This window comes from Butyrivibrio sp. MB2005, from assembly GCF_000424285.1.
In the GTDB taxonomy this organism is placed as follows: domain Bacteria; phylum Bacillota; class Clostridia; order Lachnospirales; family Lachnospiraceae; genus Butyrivibrio.
Genome location: NZ_AUJP01000003.1, coordinates 1 through 15,234 on the forward strand (window position 1 = coordinate 1; position 15,234 = coordinate 15,234).

A 15,234-nucleotide genomic window follows, 5' to 3' on the forward strand; every position below is an offset into this window, starting at 1 on the left:
TCGGTATATAAATTGAAAATGATAATTTGACTTATATACTTTTTCGATAAGCATTTCCTGTAACACTCACCCCTGGTACTTATAAAGCACAGAAAAAAGTATATAAAAGTGCATCATATTTCTATCCTTATATACCTGCCTCGCTCAGTCGCTTACAAAAAGATATATAATTTCTATGTATATTTCTATCTTATATACCTGTCTCCAAGTATTCGTTTTTACAACAACGCAAATGTAAAATGGGATTAAAAAAATCAGTATTCATATAGTATTTATACATCTATAATACTACACAAACACTGATATTAATTAATGCAGAAGATGGGGCGCACGACGTTCGGGGAACGTCGGCTTTGCGCCGACCGAAGCGGAGAGGAGATTGAACCCACACGCCGTATCTTTTTTACTACATTTCTGACTACATTAACTATGTTTTAAGGTGCTTTTCGGTGGTAAATAATAACTCTCAATAAAACAAGTGAAAGAAAAGAAAAATCAGTATCTATCTAGTGTTTCGGTACTTCCATAACACTCTATAAATACTGACAAAATAAAATGCAGAAGATGGGACTTGAACCCACACGCCTTGCGGCACAGGAACCTAAATCCTGCATGTCTGCCAATTCCATCACTTCTGCTAACTGTTATAATATACTCTATGGGTGGGCTGCTCGTCAATTTTATTTCGACTATTTTAGTCTCTTCTCGAAATTGCTTCTCTGAGCTTAGCGCATTATGAATTGAAGGGAAACAGATTATGGAGAATATACTGATAGCAAATATAGATAGAGTACATACAACTGAAATGGGAGTGGACAGGATCAGGAGGAACCTTGGGCTTGGAGATAGTGATGTAGTTGCGTGGTGTAGGGAGAAAATCCTTGATGCAAACGCAGTTATAGAAAGACAGGGCAAAAACTGGTATGTTCACATCGATGGGTGCGTAATTACAGTCAATGCAAGTAGTTATACTATCATTACGTGCCATAGGGAATGAATCATCATAACAGTGTGAGTATTCTCTGACATGCTGGAATTTGAAAAATTGAAAAAGCAGCAGACAGCCCCATGCTAGAACCATCGTAATATCGTTTTGGAGGCCGCCTTGGAAATTACAATCAAATATGTCATCATGGAAACAGCACCAGATACGCACACCATTCCAATACATCATAGGAGCATAGAATGACTCTGTTTGAACAATTCATGTTGTTCCTGTTTCCCAGGACCAGGTTCAGGTCGAAGGACAGGCACATAGAGATACGAGATACAATTGAAGATGGAAGAGCAGTGAGGCTTTTGCTCTATGACGGCGTGAGGGAATCCGGGATGTATTTGGATGAGCACGGAGATAAGGATCCGCTGTTTAAGTACATGCGGACGCTGAAGCTTATGACAGAGCATCACCAAGGATTGAACAACGCTCTGCTGATAGGCGGAGGAGGGTTTGTATTTCCAAAGATATTCCTAAAAGATCACCCTGAGCGGACCATGACTGTAGTTGAGGTGGATGCCGGATATGTGAATCTGGCAAAGAAGTATTTTGCCTTGGATACGAATGACAAAAGGCTGACGATAAAGATTCAGGACGGCCTTGAGTTCATCAGGCAAAACAGTAATTTTGCGGCTTATGATCTTGTTATTTTTGATGCTTATACAGGAAGCGCTGCTTCGAAGGCTATTTTATCAAGGGACGCGTTAAGGCAGGTCTATTCTATGCTAAGACCAAACGGCATCTACGCGCTCAATCTTATTAATGAGGCTCATGATGTCATTTCCATGGAAACGCACATGACAAACGAGAGCCTCAAGACCATTTTCGCACACACAAGAATTGTCAGATGTCCCGGCGGCGGAAATTGCATCCTTATGGCATCCGATCGCAAGTTATAGTTAGAGCAGGTTTATCGCCTATCGCAGATCATCTAATAGCAAATCTTCAGACAGATGATATCTGACACTTTTCTAATTACAGCTATTCGAAACAATGCAAATTTAGGCTTAACAACCCCAATTGTTAAGCCTTTTTATATTTTCTTAATTTGCATCCACTGTTACATGGAATTAAAATTAATGTAATAGTAGGAGATGATTTCATGACGAAATCCGAGATTACGAAAAACAAAATCAGGCGCGTGTACAAGGATGAAGTAAGTGGCGATTTTCAGGATGTGCTTGTGGTAAACAGCATAGTCATTAACTTCTTTTGGATACATTTTGTGCTTGAATTATGTTATATAGGCTTCAAAAATAACCCCATGGTGATCATAAATATCTTCAGCATGCTCACTTATGCTGTCGCAAATTACTTTGTCAGAAAAGGTAATGTGCTTGTGGCAGCGTGGATCTGTCTGTGGGAGGTTTATGTCCATGCGGTTTGCGCGACGATTTTCATGGGCGGAGAGTGCGGCTTCTATCAGTGGCTCTTCGGGCTTTTCTGCGCCATATTTGTTCCCTTTGTTTCACCGATACTTCAGGAAAAAGAGAGAAAAGGAAGCCAGATTTATGCGGTTCTCCTTGTGCTCACATATATTGCGTTGGTTGTACTTACGTGGAAAGACATATTCCCAAAGCATTTCCATCCCTCGCAGATGGCACAGAGAGTTATCTATTGTCTGAACTCAATAATCGGTTTCTTCTCGGTTATGGTCTATACGCGAATGTACACCAGCCGCGTGGGACGCAGAAATGAAGCTCTTATGAAAAAAGCGGACTATGACCAGATGACCGGTTTTTATAACAGACAACGTACCCAGCGGGTTCTTGAAAATGAGATAAAAGTTCAGTCGGAGAGGAAATTCCCTCTTAGCATCGCCATAATGGATGTGGACTTTTTCAAAAATGTTAATGATACATACGGACATCTTGCCGGGGATTTTGTATTAAAAGAGCTTTCAAAGATATTAAAACCCGCCATGGATCAAGGCATGATCGTTGGCAGATGGGGCGGCGAGGAATTTATTCTGATAAATCCCGAAGAGTATACTTATCCTTCGTTTTGCATGGCTATTGGAGGAATATGCCGCATTATAGAAGAGCATGAATTTGTTTTCAGGGGGCAAACGATACCGGTTACGGTTTCAATCGGTTCGGCCAGCTATTCCACCGGAATGGATTTGGAAAAGCTGTTGCAGGATGCTGACAGGAAGCTGTATCAAGCAAAAGAAAGCGGACGAAACAGAGTAATCTGCTAAGCTAGAAGGAGGTGCCTATGAAACTTGGATTCATCGGTGCAGATCATGAAGTTACAGGAAGCTGCCATTACATCGAGGCATGCGGAAAACACATTCTGGTTGACTACGGAATGGAGCAGGGAAGAATATCTTTTGAGCATGTCGATCTACCGGTCAATGAGGCCCAGATCGATTATGTTTTTTTGACCCATGCCCACATAGACCATTCGGGCAATTTGCCGCTTCTCTATGCCAGAGGTTTTCGCGGGAAAATATTTATGACAAGACCAACCGCCGATCTTTGCAGCATAATGCTAAGAGACTGTGCGCATATTCAGATGCAGGAGGCTGAGTGGCGAAGCCGTAAAGGAAAAAGAAATAAGGACATAAAGCAGATAGAACCGCTGTATTCAATGGAGGATGCAGATAACACTCTGCGTCATATTGTGGCCTGCGATTATGGTACTAAGATCGATATATGTGAAGGTGTTCAGATCAGGTTCACAGACATCGGGCATCTGCTTGGTTCTGCCAGCATAGAAGTGTGGCTCAATGAAAAGAACGTAGATAAAAAGATAGTATTTTCAGGGGATATCGGTAATTACGATCAGCCCATTATCAAGGATCCTGCGCTCACCACAAGCGCTGACTATGTGGTTATGGAGTCAACCTATGGTGACAGATATCATGGGGAAGAACGTCCCGATTATGTAAAAGAACTCACTGAGATTTTAAACAGAACCTTTGCAAGAGGAGGAAATGTGGTAATTCCTTCCTTTGCGGTTGGCAGAACTCAGGAGATGCTGTATTTTCTAAGGACCATAAAAAAGGAGCATCTTGTTACCGCAGTGGATGATTTCCCTGTTTACGTGGATTCACCCATGGCTGTTGAAGCGACAGAAGTTTTTACAGAGCATGCAATGGAGTGCTACGACGAAGAGGCGATGGAGCTTGTGAAAAATCACATCAATCCCATTTCATTCCCTGGACTTAACCTTGCCATTACAACAGAGGAATCAAGAGCTATAAATGAAGAAGATACTCCCAAGGTTATAATCTCTGCATCCGGCATGTGTGAGGCGGGACGAATAAGACATCACCTTAAACACAATCTGTGGAGAGAAGAATCAACCATTCTTTTTGTAGGATATCAGTCAGTAGGTACTACAGGACGTGCAATAATCGACGGCGCAGAAGAGGTGAGGCTCTTTGGCGAGACTGTGGATGTGCGCGCAGAGATATGTAAACTTACCGGACTTTCAGGACATGCCGACAAGAACGGTCTGATCGACTGGTTACAGGGGTTTAAGGAAAGACCGAAAAAAGTATTCATAGTTCATGGTGAAGACGGAGTTTGTACATCCTTTGCCAACTGTCTAAGGGATGAGTACGGATACAGTTCCTATGCACCCTATAGCGGAACAGAGTTTGACCTTATCTCCGGACAGATAATTAAGGAAGGTATTCCCAAGGAAGCTGTCAAGAAATCCACGAAGCTTGTATCTGATGTATTTACAAGACTTAAGGCAGCAGGTGCAAGGCTTACTGCAATTATTGCAAGAAGCGAGGGTATGACAAATAAAGATAAAGCAAAGTTCGCAGATCAGATAATCGCTCTTTGCGACAAATGGGAATGATCTGTATGTAGAACCTGAGAAATTAAGCCTCATTGTCATTGGACAATGGGGCTTATTATTGTTCACTACATTTAGGGGTTAAACGTTTTAGTACTAACATTTTGGCTCTATATATGGTAAACTAAATGATGGTTTTAGGTTCTTTGCGTTTTGCGTAATAATCTAAATGGGGATTATATAATGAATGCAGGGAACTGAGTTCATTATGATAGGAGACAAGTGTATGAGAAAAGGAATAATTATGGCTCTTGCATGCGCAGCTTTTGTTTGCGCAATGCCTTTAAGTGCCAAAGCAGAAACACCTATTCAGGGAGGTCGTGATCAGGCACATGCTGAATCAATGACAAACCTGCAGGAGTATTTTGAAGAGGACGTTAACGAAACAAGAGATTATTACTATAAGTTTAAGACAGATGGTCAGGAGGGTATTCATCTTCTGAGTTTCGAATCTATGGTAAACAGTAAGAGCACATATAGCCAGATTACTGTTCAGATCATGGATAATTATGGCAACGTTATTGATGGTACAGCTACAGGCGGCGCAGGTACCCAGTGCAGAACAGAGGCAACAGGTAATACTGTTGATATCGTACTTCCTTTAAGCGGACTTGCTAAAAATGAGTGGTACTACATCAGAGTAAATACCAATGACGGCGATTCTTCCAAGAAGTTCAGTATCAAGAATATGCTTCAGGTTAAGTTTATTGCATTCAGAGCTGCTGATAACTTCAATATGAAGGCCGGAAACGGAACCTTTAAGTTCACATGGGATAATATCCAGCACGCTAATAAATATAATTCACTTAGATCATTTGATGGCTTCCAGTTAGGACTGTTCTCAAGCAGTGGCTCCAGAGTAAAATATATCGGAAACGGTGGAGCAAAAGAGTATTCACTTTCCGCTAGCGATGCAGATCTGGTTGCTCTTGGCTATCCTGCAAAGGAAGTAACCATGAAGCTTGGATGTCTTCAGGAGTATCATTCAGAATTCAATTACAATTTCAAGGTTACAAAATGTGTTTATACCGGCGCATTTAAGACTGAGGTTGTAAAAAAGGCTGCTAAGTCTGATGTTTCAGGCCTTAAGTATAAGATCACCAATGTTAAGGGTGATGGAACAGGTACAGTTACAGTTCTTGGTTTTGCAAATAAGAACAAGGCTACCAAGAAGGTAACAATCGGATCAAATGTAAAGATCAATGGTACAAGCTATAAGGTTACAGCTATTTCCAACAAGGCATTTGCCGGCAATAAGACAGTTACATCCGTTGAGATCGGAGCTAACGTAACTTCTATCGGATCAAATGCATTTGATAATTGTCCTAATCTTAAGACCGTAACTATCAAAGCAACGAATCTTAAGAAAGTCGGAAGTGGTGCTTTTAAAAGAGTAAACAAGAAGGTTAAGTTTAAGAGCCCCAACAAGACTCTTAACAAGAAGTATAAGAAGCTTCTTAAAAAGAAGACTGTATCCGGTGCGAAGTATTCAGTAGGTTAAGTTTTCTTTTAGACGCGATGGTGTTTTACCCGGAGGAGAGGCATGAGTAAAGCTGATGAGATTTTCATAAATATGTGCAAGGATATCCTTGAAAACGGTACAAGTACCGAGGGAGAGAAGGTTCGTCCCCATTGGGAGGATGGAACACCTGCATATACTATCAAAAAGTTTGGCGTAGTTAATCGCTATAACCTGGCAGAAGAGTTTCCTATTATGACCCTTAGGAAAACTGCTCTTAAGAGTGCAACGGATGAGATGCTGTGGATATGGCAGCAGAAGTCCAATAACATTCATGATCTTCACAGCCACGTTTGGGATGAGTGGGCTGATGAGACAGGCTCCATCGGAAAAGCCTACGGCTATCAGATGAGCATTAAGCATCAGTATAAAGAGGGCATGTTTGACCAGGTTGACAGAGTTATCTATGACCTCAAGAATAATCCCTTCAGCAGACGAATCATGACTAATATGTATGTGCACCAGGATCTTTCAGAGATGAACCTTTATCCTTGTGCCTACAGCATGACCTTCAATGTGACACAGAAAAAGGGGGAGGACAGACTCACACTTAATGCTGTTCTTAACCAGCGCTCACAGGATGTTCTTGCCGCAAATAACTGGAATGTTGTTCAGTATTCTGTGCTTGTTCACATGCTTGCACAGGTATGCGATATGAATGTGGGAGAGCTTGTTCATGTTATTGCAGATGCACATATCTATGACAGACACGTGGATCTCATAAAAGAGCTTATTAGCCGTACACCTAAGCCGGCACCTACCTTCAGGCTTAACCCTGATGTTCATGATTTTTATGAATTCACAAGGAATGACGTATCTCTTGAGAACTACGAGGTAGCAGGAGATCAGATAAAAGATATTCCTATAGCGATATGATGTTGGTAGAATTGCGGGAGCTGGAACAGCGCAGCAATTCTGAGTATCATCAAAATAAAAGCCAGAATAATAACTCGGAGGATTACATGAAAATTATTTTATCGGCAGATGAGCATTGGGGAATTGGCAACAAGGGACAGCTCCTCATCAGAATACCCAATGATATGAAGAATTTCAGGGCAGAGACCATGGGCAAGGTTCTTGTATATGGAAGAAAAACTCTTGAGACCTTTCCCGGACAGCAGCCCCTTGAAGGCAGGAAAAACATTATCCTTTCAACCAATCCTGATTATGTGGTAAAAAATGCCACAGTTGTTCACAATCTGGATGAGCTTAAGGATGCAATCGCAGAGTATGATACAGACATCGTGTATTGCATAGGTGGAGCCAATGTTTACGAGCAGCTTCTTCCCATGTGCGATACCTGCATTGTTACCAAGATTGACCGCACATTTGAGGCAGATCGCTTCTTCACAAATCTTGATGAGGATCCTGAGTGGGAGCTTGCGGAAGAGAGCGACGAGCAGGCATATTTTGATACAACCTACACCTTCAGAACCTACAGAAGGATTTGAGAAAACTAGAAATAAGATTTTCTAAAAAGCAGTGATAAAAATCGCTGCTTTTTTATTGACCAAATCAAATGTTTGAGATATTATAATAAATATTCACTTTGACGGTTTAAAGTGTCAAAGAAAAACATTTTAGTTGAACATGCTATGTGAAGCCGCATTACTGCTGGCTTTTGCATGTATCATAAGACGAGGAGGACAGATATGAAAAAGAAGATTCTTGCCGCAGTTCTTAGCGGCGCAATGATTTTCAGCCTTGCAGGTTGTGCCCGCACAGCAGGTGGCAACACTACAGCTACTGAGGAGACTCAGACAGAGGCAGCTACAGAGACAGCTGCTGCAGAAGAGAGCACTGAGGAAGCTGCTGAAACTACAGAAGAGAGCACAGACGATGCAGCACAGGCTGAAGCAGGCAAAACATTCCACGTAGGTGTAATCCAGCTCGTTGAGCATCCTGCACTTGATGCCGCAACAAAGGGCTTTGAAGAAGGCCTTCAGGCAGCACTTGAGGCTGATGGATATTCAGTAGAGTTCGACTATCAGAACGCACAGGGTGAGCAGGCTAACTGCGCTACCATCGCAACCAAATTCGTAAATGACAAGGATGACCTTATCATGGCTAATGCTACTCCTGCACTTCAGGCAGTTGCAGCAGCTACAGGTGATATCCCGGTAGTTGGAACATCAATCACAGATTACAAGTCTGCCGGTGTTATCAATGACAATAACGCACCCGGAACAAACGTAACAGGTGCTTCTGACCTTGCTCCCGTTGATGAGCAGATCGCACTTCTTCAGAAGCTCGTTCCCGATGCTAAGCAGGTTGGTATCCTTTACTGCTCATCAGAAGCAAACTCCAAGTTCCAGGTAGACCTTGCAGCAGCTGCACTTGATGCTGCAGGAATCGGCTACAAGGAGTACACAGTTGCTGATTCAAATGAGATCCAGTCAGTTGTAACAAACGCTATTGCTAACAGCGACTGCCTCTACATTCCTACAGACAACACAATCGCTGATAACATGTCAATCGTAAAGAACGCAGCATGGCCTGCAAAGCTTCCCATCATCTGTGGTGAGGAGAACATGTGTAAGAACGGCGGTCTTGCTACACTTTCAATCAGCTACTACGATCTTGGCGTAACAGCAGGTAAGCAGGCTTACGAGATTCTTGTAAATGGCAAGAACCCCGCAGAGATGCCTATCGAGTATGTTTCAGAGGGTATCACAAACGAATACAACCCTGAGACAGCAGCAGCTATCGAGTTTGACGAGAGCCTTCTTGAGGGTCTTGTAGCAATCGAGATGGGTGAGTAAGCAGTCTTACATGAAAAGATAATTCTTTGAAAGAGTGAAGGTGCTCAAAGTCGCGGGCACCTTCTTACTTTGATATTTAAGGAGTAATATTTATGATCTCGCTATTACATGCACTGCCGGGTTCCGTGGCACAGGGACTTATTTGGGGAATTCTGGCTATCAGTGTTTTTCTTACTTTTAAAGTCCTTGATTATGCGGATATGACAGTTGACGGTTCATTCTGCACAGGCGGAGCAACATGCGTAATGATGATGCTCTCAGGCCACAACGTATATGTGTCACTTCTTTGCTCATTCCTTGCAGGAATGGTGGCAGGCTATGTTACAGGTCTTCTGCACACAATGCTCAGAATACCTCCCATCTTGTCAGGTATCCTTACTCAGTTGGGCCTTTACTCAGTAAACCTGGCTATCATGGGAAAATCAAACCAGGCTATCAGCGTTGACCAGTATGCGCTTATTGTAAGTCTCAGATTCATCAACTACTCAATTCTCATGAGCGTAATCATTGTAGGAATCATTATTTTCCTGCTTTATATGTTCTTTGGAAGTGAGATCGGATCTGCCATTCGTGCAACAGGTTGTAACCAGAACATGGCAAGAGCCCAGGGTATCAACACCGGAAGGTGTATCAGAATCGGACTTATTGTAAGTAACGGACTTACTGCTTTTGCAGGCGGTCTGTATGCACAGTATCAGGGTAATGCCGATGTCAATGCAGGTCGTGGTGCTATCGTAATCGGTCTGGCAGCTGTTATTATCGGTGAGGTTATTTTCGGATCAAGACACAACTTTGCAGTACGTATGGGCGTTTCCGTTGTAGGTGCCATCATCTACTATATCGTAATCGCCGTAGTACTTCAGCTAGGTCTTCCTTCAACATACCTTAAGCTTCTCAGTGCGGTACTTGTTGCTGTATTCCTTGGAATTCCTGCTATTCAGGGATATCTTGGAATCAAGGTTAAGCAGAGATAAGGAGCGGATAAGATATGTTAGAGATTAAGAACTTAGTAAAAATTTTCAATAAAGGTACAATTAACGAAAGAGTCGCTCTTAACGGTGTAAACCTTACTCTTAATGATGGAGATTTCGTAACTGTTATCGGTGGTAACGGTGCAGGAAAATCAACAATTCTTAACGCTGTTGCAGGCGTATGGCCCATCGATGAGGGCTCCATCGTACTTAACGGACACGACATCACAAAGCTTCCTGAATACAAGAGAGCAAAGTATATCGGTCGTGTTTTCCAGGATCCCATGATGGGAACTGCTGCTACAATGCAGATTGAGGAAAATCTTGCCCTGGCTGCAAGACGTGGACAGAGCAGAGGCTTAAAGAGCGGTATCAATAATAGCGAGAGAGCTCAGTACAAGGAGCTTTTAAAATCTCTTGACCTTGGACTTGAGGACAGACTTACAAGTAAGGTTGGTCTTCTCTCAGGTGGACAGAGACAGGCCGTAACACTTCTTATGGCGTCTCTTAAAAAGCCTGATCTTTTACTTTTGGATGAGCACACAGCTGCTCTTGATCCCAAGACAGCCAAGAAGGTTCTTGAGATTTCAGAGAATATCATTAAGGAACATAATCTTACTGCCCTTATGGTTACTCATAACATGAAGGATGCCATCGCTCACGGAAACAGACTTATCATGATGAGCGAAGGTAAGATTATCTATGATGTATCAGGCGAAGAAAAGAAGAACCTCAAGGTTGCCGATCTTCTTCAGAAGTTTGAAGAAGCAGGAAATGATGAAGTAAACGACGCTATGGTACTTTCCTAATTCACCTATTACCGGAACTTTCCGGATAGGCTCTTTATGGCTGACATAATAACCGACTGACAATGTGCCATATTTGAGCATAAAATCCAATAAAATGGATGCATAACCGAATTATAACCGTTTTAAGTAAAAGGTTGTAATTCGGTTATTTTTTATTCAATAGGAAATTCCTTCGGATTTCCTATTGAATAAAAAGCGCTCCGCTAAGGATGCGACTGGTGCGCAGATGAATTTTGCAAGCTAAAGCTTGCGCGCACCAGCGAGCAAAGAGTCGCGAGCGACTCTTTGTTCATATGGTAGAAAATAGTTTATAATGATATAGCTTAATATGTAGATTCTGTATGTGGACAGGTAGAATGAAATTTAAGTATGAAGTAGAATGTGAGAGGAATGACTCTCAGGCAAAATATATAGTGTTAAAGGGACTGGATGAGCCCTGCAGACAGCTGGTGATACCGGACCTAATTGAAGTGCCGGAATCGATAGTAAATGGCGAAGTATCTACGGAGGAAGTGCGGGGGAATGATGTGGGAGCAGCAATAAGTCTCCCTGTGAAAATCATTGGTAACCATGCATTTTCTTCAAGGAAGGATTTAGAGGAGGTTATTATACCTTCTTCCATTCATACTATCCTTGGCTTTGCTTTTCATAACTGCGGAAGGCTGCGCAGAATCCAGCTGACAGATTCAGTCAGTGAATATCTTGATGGTAGCACCAGGCAATGCGAGAGCCTTGAAGAGATAGATGTAACTTTTGAGCATGAGAACTATTACGTGGTCAGAAGAATTCTTGAAGATAATGACAGAAGGCTTAGATTCAGATTGCATCTTCCGGGTGGCGAAGCTGTTCTTGTTTTCCCGGGGTTTAACTACGACTTTGTGGAGAACACCATGGCAAGGACCATTCAGTTTGCCATTGAGGGTACTGGGTACGCCTACCGCGAGTGTGTTAAGGCGGACAATATCAACTTTAGGGAGTACGACAGTTTCTTTACAAAGGTGTCTGCTGACGATAGTGTCACCGCGGAGATGATAGCTGTGTCACGTTTGCAATTCCCTTATGAGCTGGCAGAGGATGCTAAGACTCAGTATAGGGACTGGCTTTATGAAAATGCCAAAAAGAATCTGACAAGGGCCATAAGATCCCTTGGTACTAAGGGTAATAGTATATCAGATACTAACTCAGAACTTAGCGGACTTGTGACCGATCAGGTCAGTTATTATATTAAAGAGAAGCTTATACCGGAAGGCGATACTTCTGCCATAATCGCAGAGGCCGCCGAGCTTGACAGAACAGAGCTTGTCAGCATGCTGATGGAGTATCAGAGCGGCAGCGAGAAGCGGGATAACTTTTTAGAGCTGGATATATGAAAAAAGCAGAACTTGAAACAATTGGAAATAAAATATGGAGCGCAGTTAAGACAGAACTTTTGCTTGATATGAAGTTCATGGCACCTGCCTTGTCTGTACTTGAGCAAAGAGCGGAGCTGTCCACAACCACTGTAGGAACGGATGCAGAGAGCGTACTCTATAATCCTGACTATGTGAGAAGGACCTTTGTGGAGGAGCCATTTAAGCTGAACAGAACTTATCTTCATATGCTTCTTCACTGTATGTTCAGGCATATGTACAGAAGCTATGAGTTCGACAATGAGGAGCTGTGGAATCTGGCCTGCGATATAGCTGTTGAGAACATTCTGGATTCAATGGATTACCGGTGCATCTACAGAGTAAGTTCAGACCTTCGTGACAGATGGTATGACAGACTAAAAAGTGATGTCCGGGTTCTTACGGCAGAGAGGATATGCAGATATCTTGAGGAGCTTGAGGCAAATCCCGAGACAGCACTGGAGGAGCGGGAATTCGACAGGCTTTGCCGTGAGTTTAAATTAGACGATCACGGATTTTGGGACAGGCTTGAAGACAAAGAGAATGACAGTGACAGTAAGGATAAGCCCGACATCGATATGCAAATGCAGCTTCGCATGAGGAAAGCCAATAAACAGGAACTCGAAGAATTCTGGAAGAATACTGCTAAGCGCATAAAGAGTGATCTTGCCAGTATCGGTGATGACAAGAGCAGCGAGAGCGGAGGTCTTTCATTTTATCTGAGGGCAGAGACTGCTGAGAAGGTCTACTATACCGAATTCCTTAAGCAGATAGCGGTGGTTAGAGAAGAGATTCGAATAGATCCCGACAGCTTCGATTATGGGCTTTATAATTACGGTATGGAGCTATATGGCAACATGCCTCTCATAGAGGAGAATGAATACAGCGAGACCCATAAGGTGGATGAATTTGTTATAGCCATAGATACTTCAGCTTCCTGCTCAGATGAGCTGGTGCAGACCTTCCTTAATGAAACTGCGGGAATCCTGAGAAACAGTGATAACTTTTTCAGAGAGATACATGTTCATATTATAGAGTGCGACAACAGGATTCAGAAGGACATCGTGATCCATAAGCCGGAGGAGATGGAGCATTATGCCGAGCATTTCGAGGTTTCCGGAGGATATGGAACAGACTTCAGACCAGTATTTGAATATGTAAGGGACCTTAGGAAAAAGGGACAGCTAAAGAATCTCCGAGGTTTGATGTATTTTACAGACGGCTTTGGGGATTATCCTGAAGAGCCTACAGACTATGACACAGCCTTTGTTTTTCCTGAGGATAAACAGAACGGCTCCGATAAGATGCCTGAATGGGCCATAATGCTGTATATTTAATAGGGCTGAAGAATTACCAGCTTCTATATGTAAATAGAGATAAAAAGGAAAAGTACATGAATATTAAAGACGCCAAAAAAGAGATAATAAATACGATAAGAGCATACAGAGAAAAGGATGAAATGGGGAACTATCTGATTCCTATTCAGAAGCAGAGACCTATTCTTCTCATAGGACCTCCGGGTATCGGTAAGACTGCCATTATGGAGCAGGTTGCGGAGGAGCTTTCCGTGAATCTTGTTTCATATACAATTACGCACCATACAAGACAGAGTGCCATCGGACTTCCTTTTGTTTCCAAGAAGGAGTATGGAGGAAAAGAGGTATCTGTAACCGAGTACACCATGAGTGAGATCATTGCTTCTGTTTATGACAGGATTGCCCAGACAGGTGTTGAGGAAGGCATTCTTTTCCTTGATGAGATAAACTGTGTATCCGAGACTCTGGTTCCTACCATGCTGCAGTTTCTCCAGTATAAGACCTTCGGTGCCCACAAGGTTCCGGACGGCTTCATTATCGTAACAGCAGGTAACCCACCTCAGTACAACAAGGCTGTCCGCGATTTCGATATTGTAACACTGGACCGTGTAAAGAGAATCGACATTGAAGAGGATCTTGATGCCTTCTTTGAATATGCTGATGTTACCGGAGTTCATGGATCTATCAGAGCTTATCTTGATATCCACAAGGACAATTTCTATAGAATAAAAAGCGATATCGACGGCAAGCGTTTTGTTACCGCAAGAGGCTGGGAGGATCTCTCACAGCTTATAAGAGCTTACGAGAAGCTTGGCATAGACATTGATGAGAATGTGACAAGGCAGTATCTTCAGGAGCCTGAAATATCCCGCGACTTTGCCATGTATTATGCTCTCTATAGGAAATATGAGGACGTATATAACATAGCTGACATTCTTAAAGGAACCATACCTGCAGAGAAGGATAAGCTTAAGAAGGCTCCTTTTGATGAGAAGCTTAGTATTCTTAATCTTCTTATGGACAGACTTACTCAGGAATTTGCTGACTATGACAGAGACCTTGGAATTCAGAAAAAGCTCCAGAGTGAGATTAAAGAAATTGCAGGGGATGAGAGTAAGTCCATTTTAGAGAAGCTTTCTGAGAGAACAAGCGAACTTGAGAATGAAGTTGCAATGAAGGCCGGTGAGCATCTTATGGATAAAGAGTCTGAGATAGTACTTATTCAGACATCCAAAGCGCTTACAGAGCTTCGCGGTAAGCTTGCAGGCGCTGATGCAGGCAGCAGAGATGATGCCAAGAAGATCATTAAGGAATGGTTTGCAAAAAGAGAGCAGGCGAGAAGAGAGGCAGCAGGTGTTACATCGGCTCATCTTAAAAATGCTTTTGTTTTCCTTGAAAGCGTATATGGTCAGGAGCAGGAGCTTGTTCTTTTCCTTACAAGACTTGATGGAGGCCACTATAGCCTGAAATTCATTCAGAATGAGGGTTCTGAGGAATATTACAAATTTAATAAGCTTTTGCTTCTAAGAGACAGAAGACAGGATATCCTTGCTGAGATATTGGAGGTCTGATGTTTTAGAGGGTTGGGATATTGGAAGTTTGAGATTCTTTTGTCTAATTTATTTTTTGAATCTGCCGATATAATAAATGAAACTATTGTCT

At 42.5% G+C, this 15,234-nt stretch carries 13 protein-coding genes and 1 tRNA gene; 13 read left to right on the forward strand and 1 reads right to left on the reverse strand.

Going from position 1 to position 15,234, the window contains the following annotated elements:
- Nucleotides 1-556 precede the first annotated feature (556 nt).
- Nucleotides 557-638 (reverse strand) — tRNA-Leu (locus tag G610_RS0100005).
- A 119-nt stretch (nucleotides 639-757) separates the two neighbouring features.
- Between G610_RS0100005 and G610_RS0100010 the strand changes: the two genes are divergently transcribed.
- From G610_RS0100010 to G610_RS0100070, 13 genes are all read left to right on the forward strand, one after another.
- Entirely contained in the window at nucleotides 758-997 is a 240-nt protein-coding gene (locus G610_RS0100010; protein ID WP_026670716.1) for a DUF3781 domain-containing protein, read from the forward strand.
- Between the two features lie 188 nt (nucleotides 998-1,185).
- Complete coding sequence (locus G610_RS0100015) at nucleotides 1,186-1,893, forward strand: spermidine synthase (RefSeq protein ID WP_026523136.1); 708 nt, start codon at nucleotides 1,186-1,188, stop codon at nucleotides 1,891-1,893.
- A gap of 203 nt (nucleotides 1,894-2,096) precedes the next feature.
- On the forward strand, nucleotides 2,097-3,194 hold the full coding sequence (locus G610_RS21765; RefSeq protein WP_026523137.1) for a GGDEF domain-containing protein: 1,098 nt from the start codon (nucleotides 2,097-2,099) through the stop codon (nucleotides 3,192-3,194).
- A gap of 17 nt (nucleotides 3,195-3,211) precedes the next feature.
- Nucleotides 3,212-4,810, forward strand: coding sequence for an MBL fold metallo-hydrolase RNA specificity domain-containing protein (locus G610_RS0100025; RefSeq protein ID WP_026523138.1), 1,599 nt, complete (start codon nucleotides 3,212-3,214; stop codon nucleotides 4,808-4,810).
- A 223-nt stretch (nucleotides 4,811-5,033) separates the two neighbouring features.
- Nucleotides 5,034-6,308: a leucine-rich repeat protein gene (locus tag G610_RS0100030; protein ID WP_026523139.1), complete on the forward strand. Its 1,275-nt coding sequence runs from the start codon at nucleotides 5,034-5,036 to the stop codon at nucleotides 6,306-6,308.
- Between the two features lie 42 nt (nucleotides 6,309-6,350).
- Nucleotides 6,351-7,202, forward strand: coding sequence for a thymidylate synthase (gene thyA, locus G610_RS0100035; protein ID WP_026523140.1), 852 nt, complete (start codon nucleotides 6,351-6,353; stop codon nucleotides 7,200-7,202).
- Nucleotides 7,203-7,288: 86 nt separating this feature from the next.
- On the forward strand, nucleotides 7,289-7,777 hold the full coding sequence (locus G610_RS0100040) for a dihydrofolate reductase (protein WP_026523141.1): 489 nt from the start codon (nucleotides 7,289-7,291) through the stop codon (nucleotides 7,775-7,777).
- Nucleotides 7,778-7,978: 201 nt separating this feature from the next.
- On the forward strand, nucleotides 7,979-9,088 hold the full coding sequence (locus G610_RS0100045; protein WP_026523142.1) for an ABC transporter substrate-binding protein: 1,110 nt from the start codon (nucleotides 7,979-7,981) through the stop codon (nucleotides 9,086-9,088).
- 92 nt (nucleotides 9,089-9,180) lie between these two features.
- A complete protein-coding gene (locus tag G610_RS0100050; RefSeq protein WP_035796503.1) occupies nucleotides 9,181-10,062 on the forward strand; it encodes an ABC transporter permease subunit in 882 nt (293 codons plus the stop codon).
- Between the two features lie 14 nt (nucleotides 10,063-10,076).
- Entirely contained in the window at nucleotides 10,077-10,868 is a 792-nt protein-coding gene (locus G610_RS0100055) for an ABC transporter ATP-binding protein (protein WP_026523144.1), read from the forward strand.
- A 356-nt stretch (nucleotides 10,869-11,224) separates the two neighbouring features.
- Complete coding sequence (locus tag G610_RS21770; RefSeq protein ID WP_051197368.1) at nucleotides 11,225-12,238, forward strand: leucine-rich repeat protein; 1,014 nt, start codon at nucleotides 11,225-11,227, stop codon at nucleotides 12,236-12,238.
- Nucleotides 12,235-13,593 carry a vWA domain-containing protein gene (locus G610_RS0100065; RefSeq protein WP_026523145.1) on the forward strand — a complete coding sequence of 453 codons (1,359 nt, stop codon included), beginning with the start codon at nucleotides 12,235-12,237 and terminating at the stop codon, nucleotides 13,591-13,593. Before G610_RS21770 ends, G610_RS0100065 begins: the two co-directional genes overlap by 4 nt.
- Before the next feature lie 56 nt (nucleotides 13,594-13,649).
- Nucleotides 13,650-15,143: an ATP-binding protein gene (locus G610_RS0100070; RefSeq protein ID WP_026523146.1), complete on the forward strand. Its 1,494-nt coding sequence runs from the start codon at nucleotides 13,650-13,652 to the stop codon at nucleotides 15,141-15,143.
- Nucleotides 15,144-15,234: the final 91 nt, after the last annotated feature.

Coding starts and splice junctions, on each gene's coding strand:
- G610_RS0100065 (WP_026523145.1), top strand. CDS start 12,235: ATGAAAAAAGCAGAACTTGAAACAATTGGAAATAAAATATGGAGCGCA.
- G610_RS0100070 (WP_026523146.1), top strand. CDS start 13,650: ATGAATATTAAAGACGCCAAAAAAGAGATAATAAATACGATAAGAGCA.
- G610_RS0100015 (WP_026523136.1), top strand. CDS start 1,186: ATGACTCTGTTTGAACAATTCATGTTGTTCCTGTTTCCCAGGACCAGG.
- G610_RS0100010 (WP_026670716.1), top strand. CDS start 758: ATGGAGAATATACTGATAGCAAATATAGATAGAGTACATACAACTGAA.
- G610_RS0100045 (WP_026523142.1), top strand. CDS start 7,979: ATGAAAAAGAAGATTCTTGCCGCAGTTCTTAGCGGCGCAATGATTTTC.
- G610_RS0100030 (WP_026523139.1), top strand. CDS start 5,034: ATGAGAAAAGGAATAATTATGGCTCTTGCATGCGCAGCTTTTGTTTGC.
- G610_RS0100040 (WP_026523141.1), top strand. CDS start 7,289: ATGAAAATTATTTTATCGGCAGATGAGCATTGGGGAATTGGCAACAAG.
- G610_RS0100025 (WP_026523138.1), top strand. CDS start 3,212: ATGAAACTTGGATTCATCGGTGCAGATCATGAAGTTACAGGAAGCTGC.
- thyA (WP_026523140.1), top strand. CDS start 6,351: ATGAGTAAAGCTGATGAGATTTTCATAAATATGTGCAAGGATATCCTT.
- G610_RS21765 (WP_026523137.1), top strand. CDS start 2,097: ATGACGAAATCCGAGATTACGAAAAACAAAATCAGGCGCGTGTACAAG.
- G610_RS21770 (WP_051197368.1), top strand. CDS start 11,225: ATGAAATTTAAGTATGAAGTAGAATGTGAGAGGAATGACTCTCAGGCA.
- G610_RS0100050 (WP_035796503.1), top strand. CDS start 9,181: ATGATCTCGCTATTACATGCACTGCCGGGTTCCGTGGCACAGGGACTT.
- G610_RS0100055 (WP_026523144.1), top strand. CDS start 10,077: ATGTTAGAGATTAAGAACTTAGTAAAAATTTTCAATAAAGGTACAATT.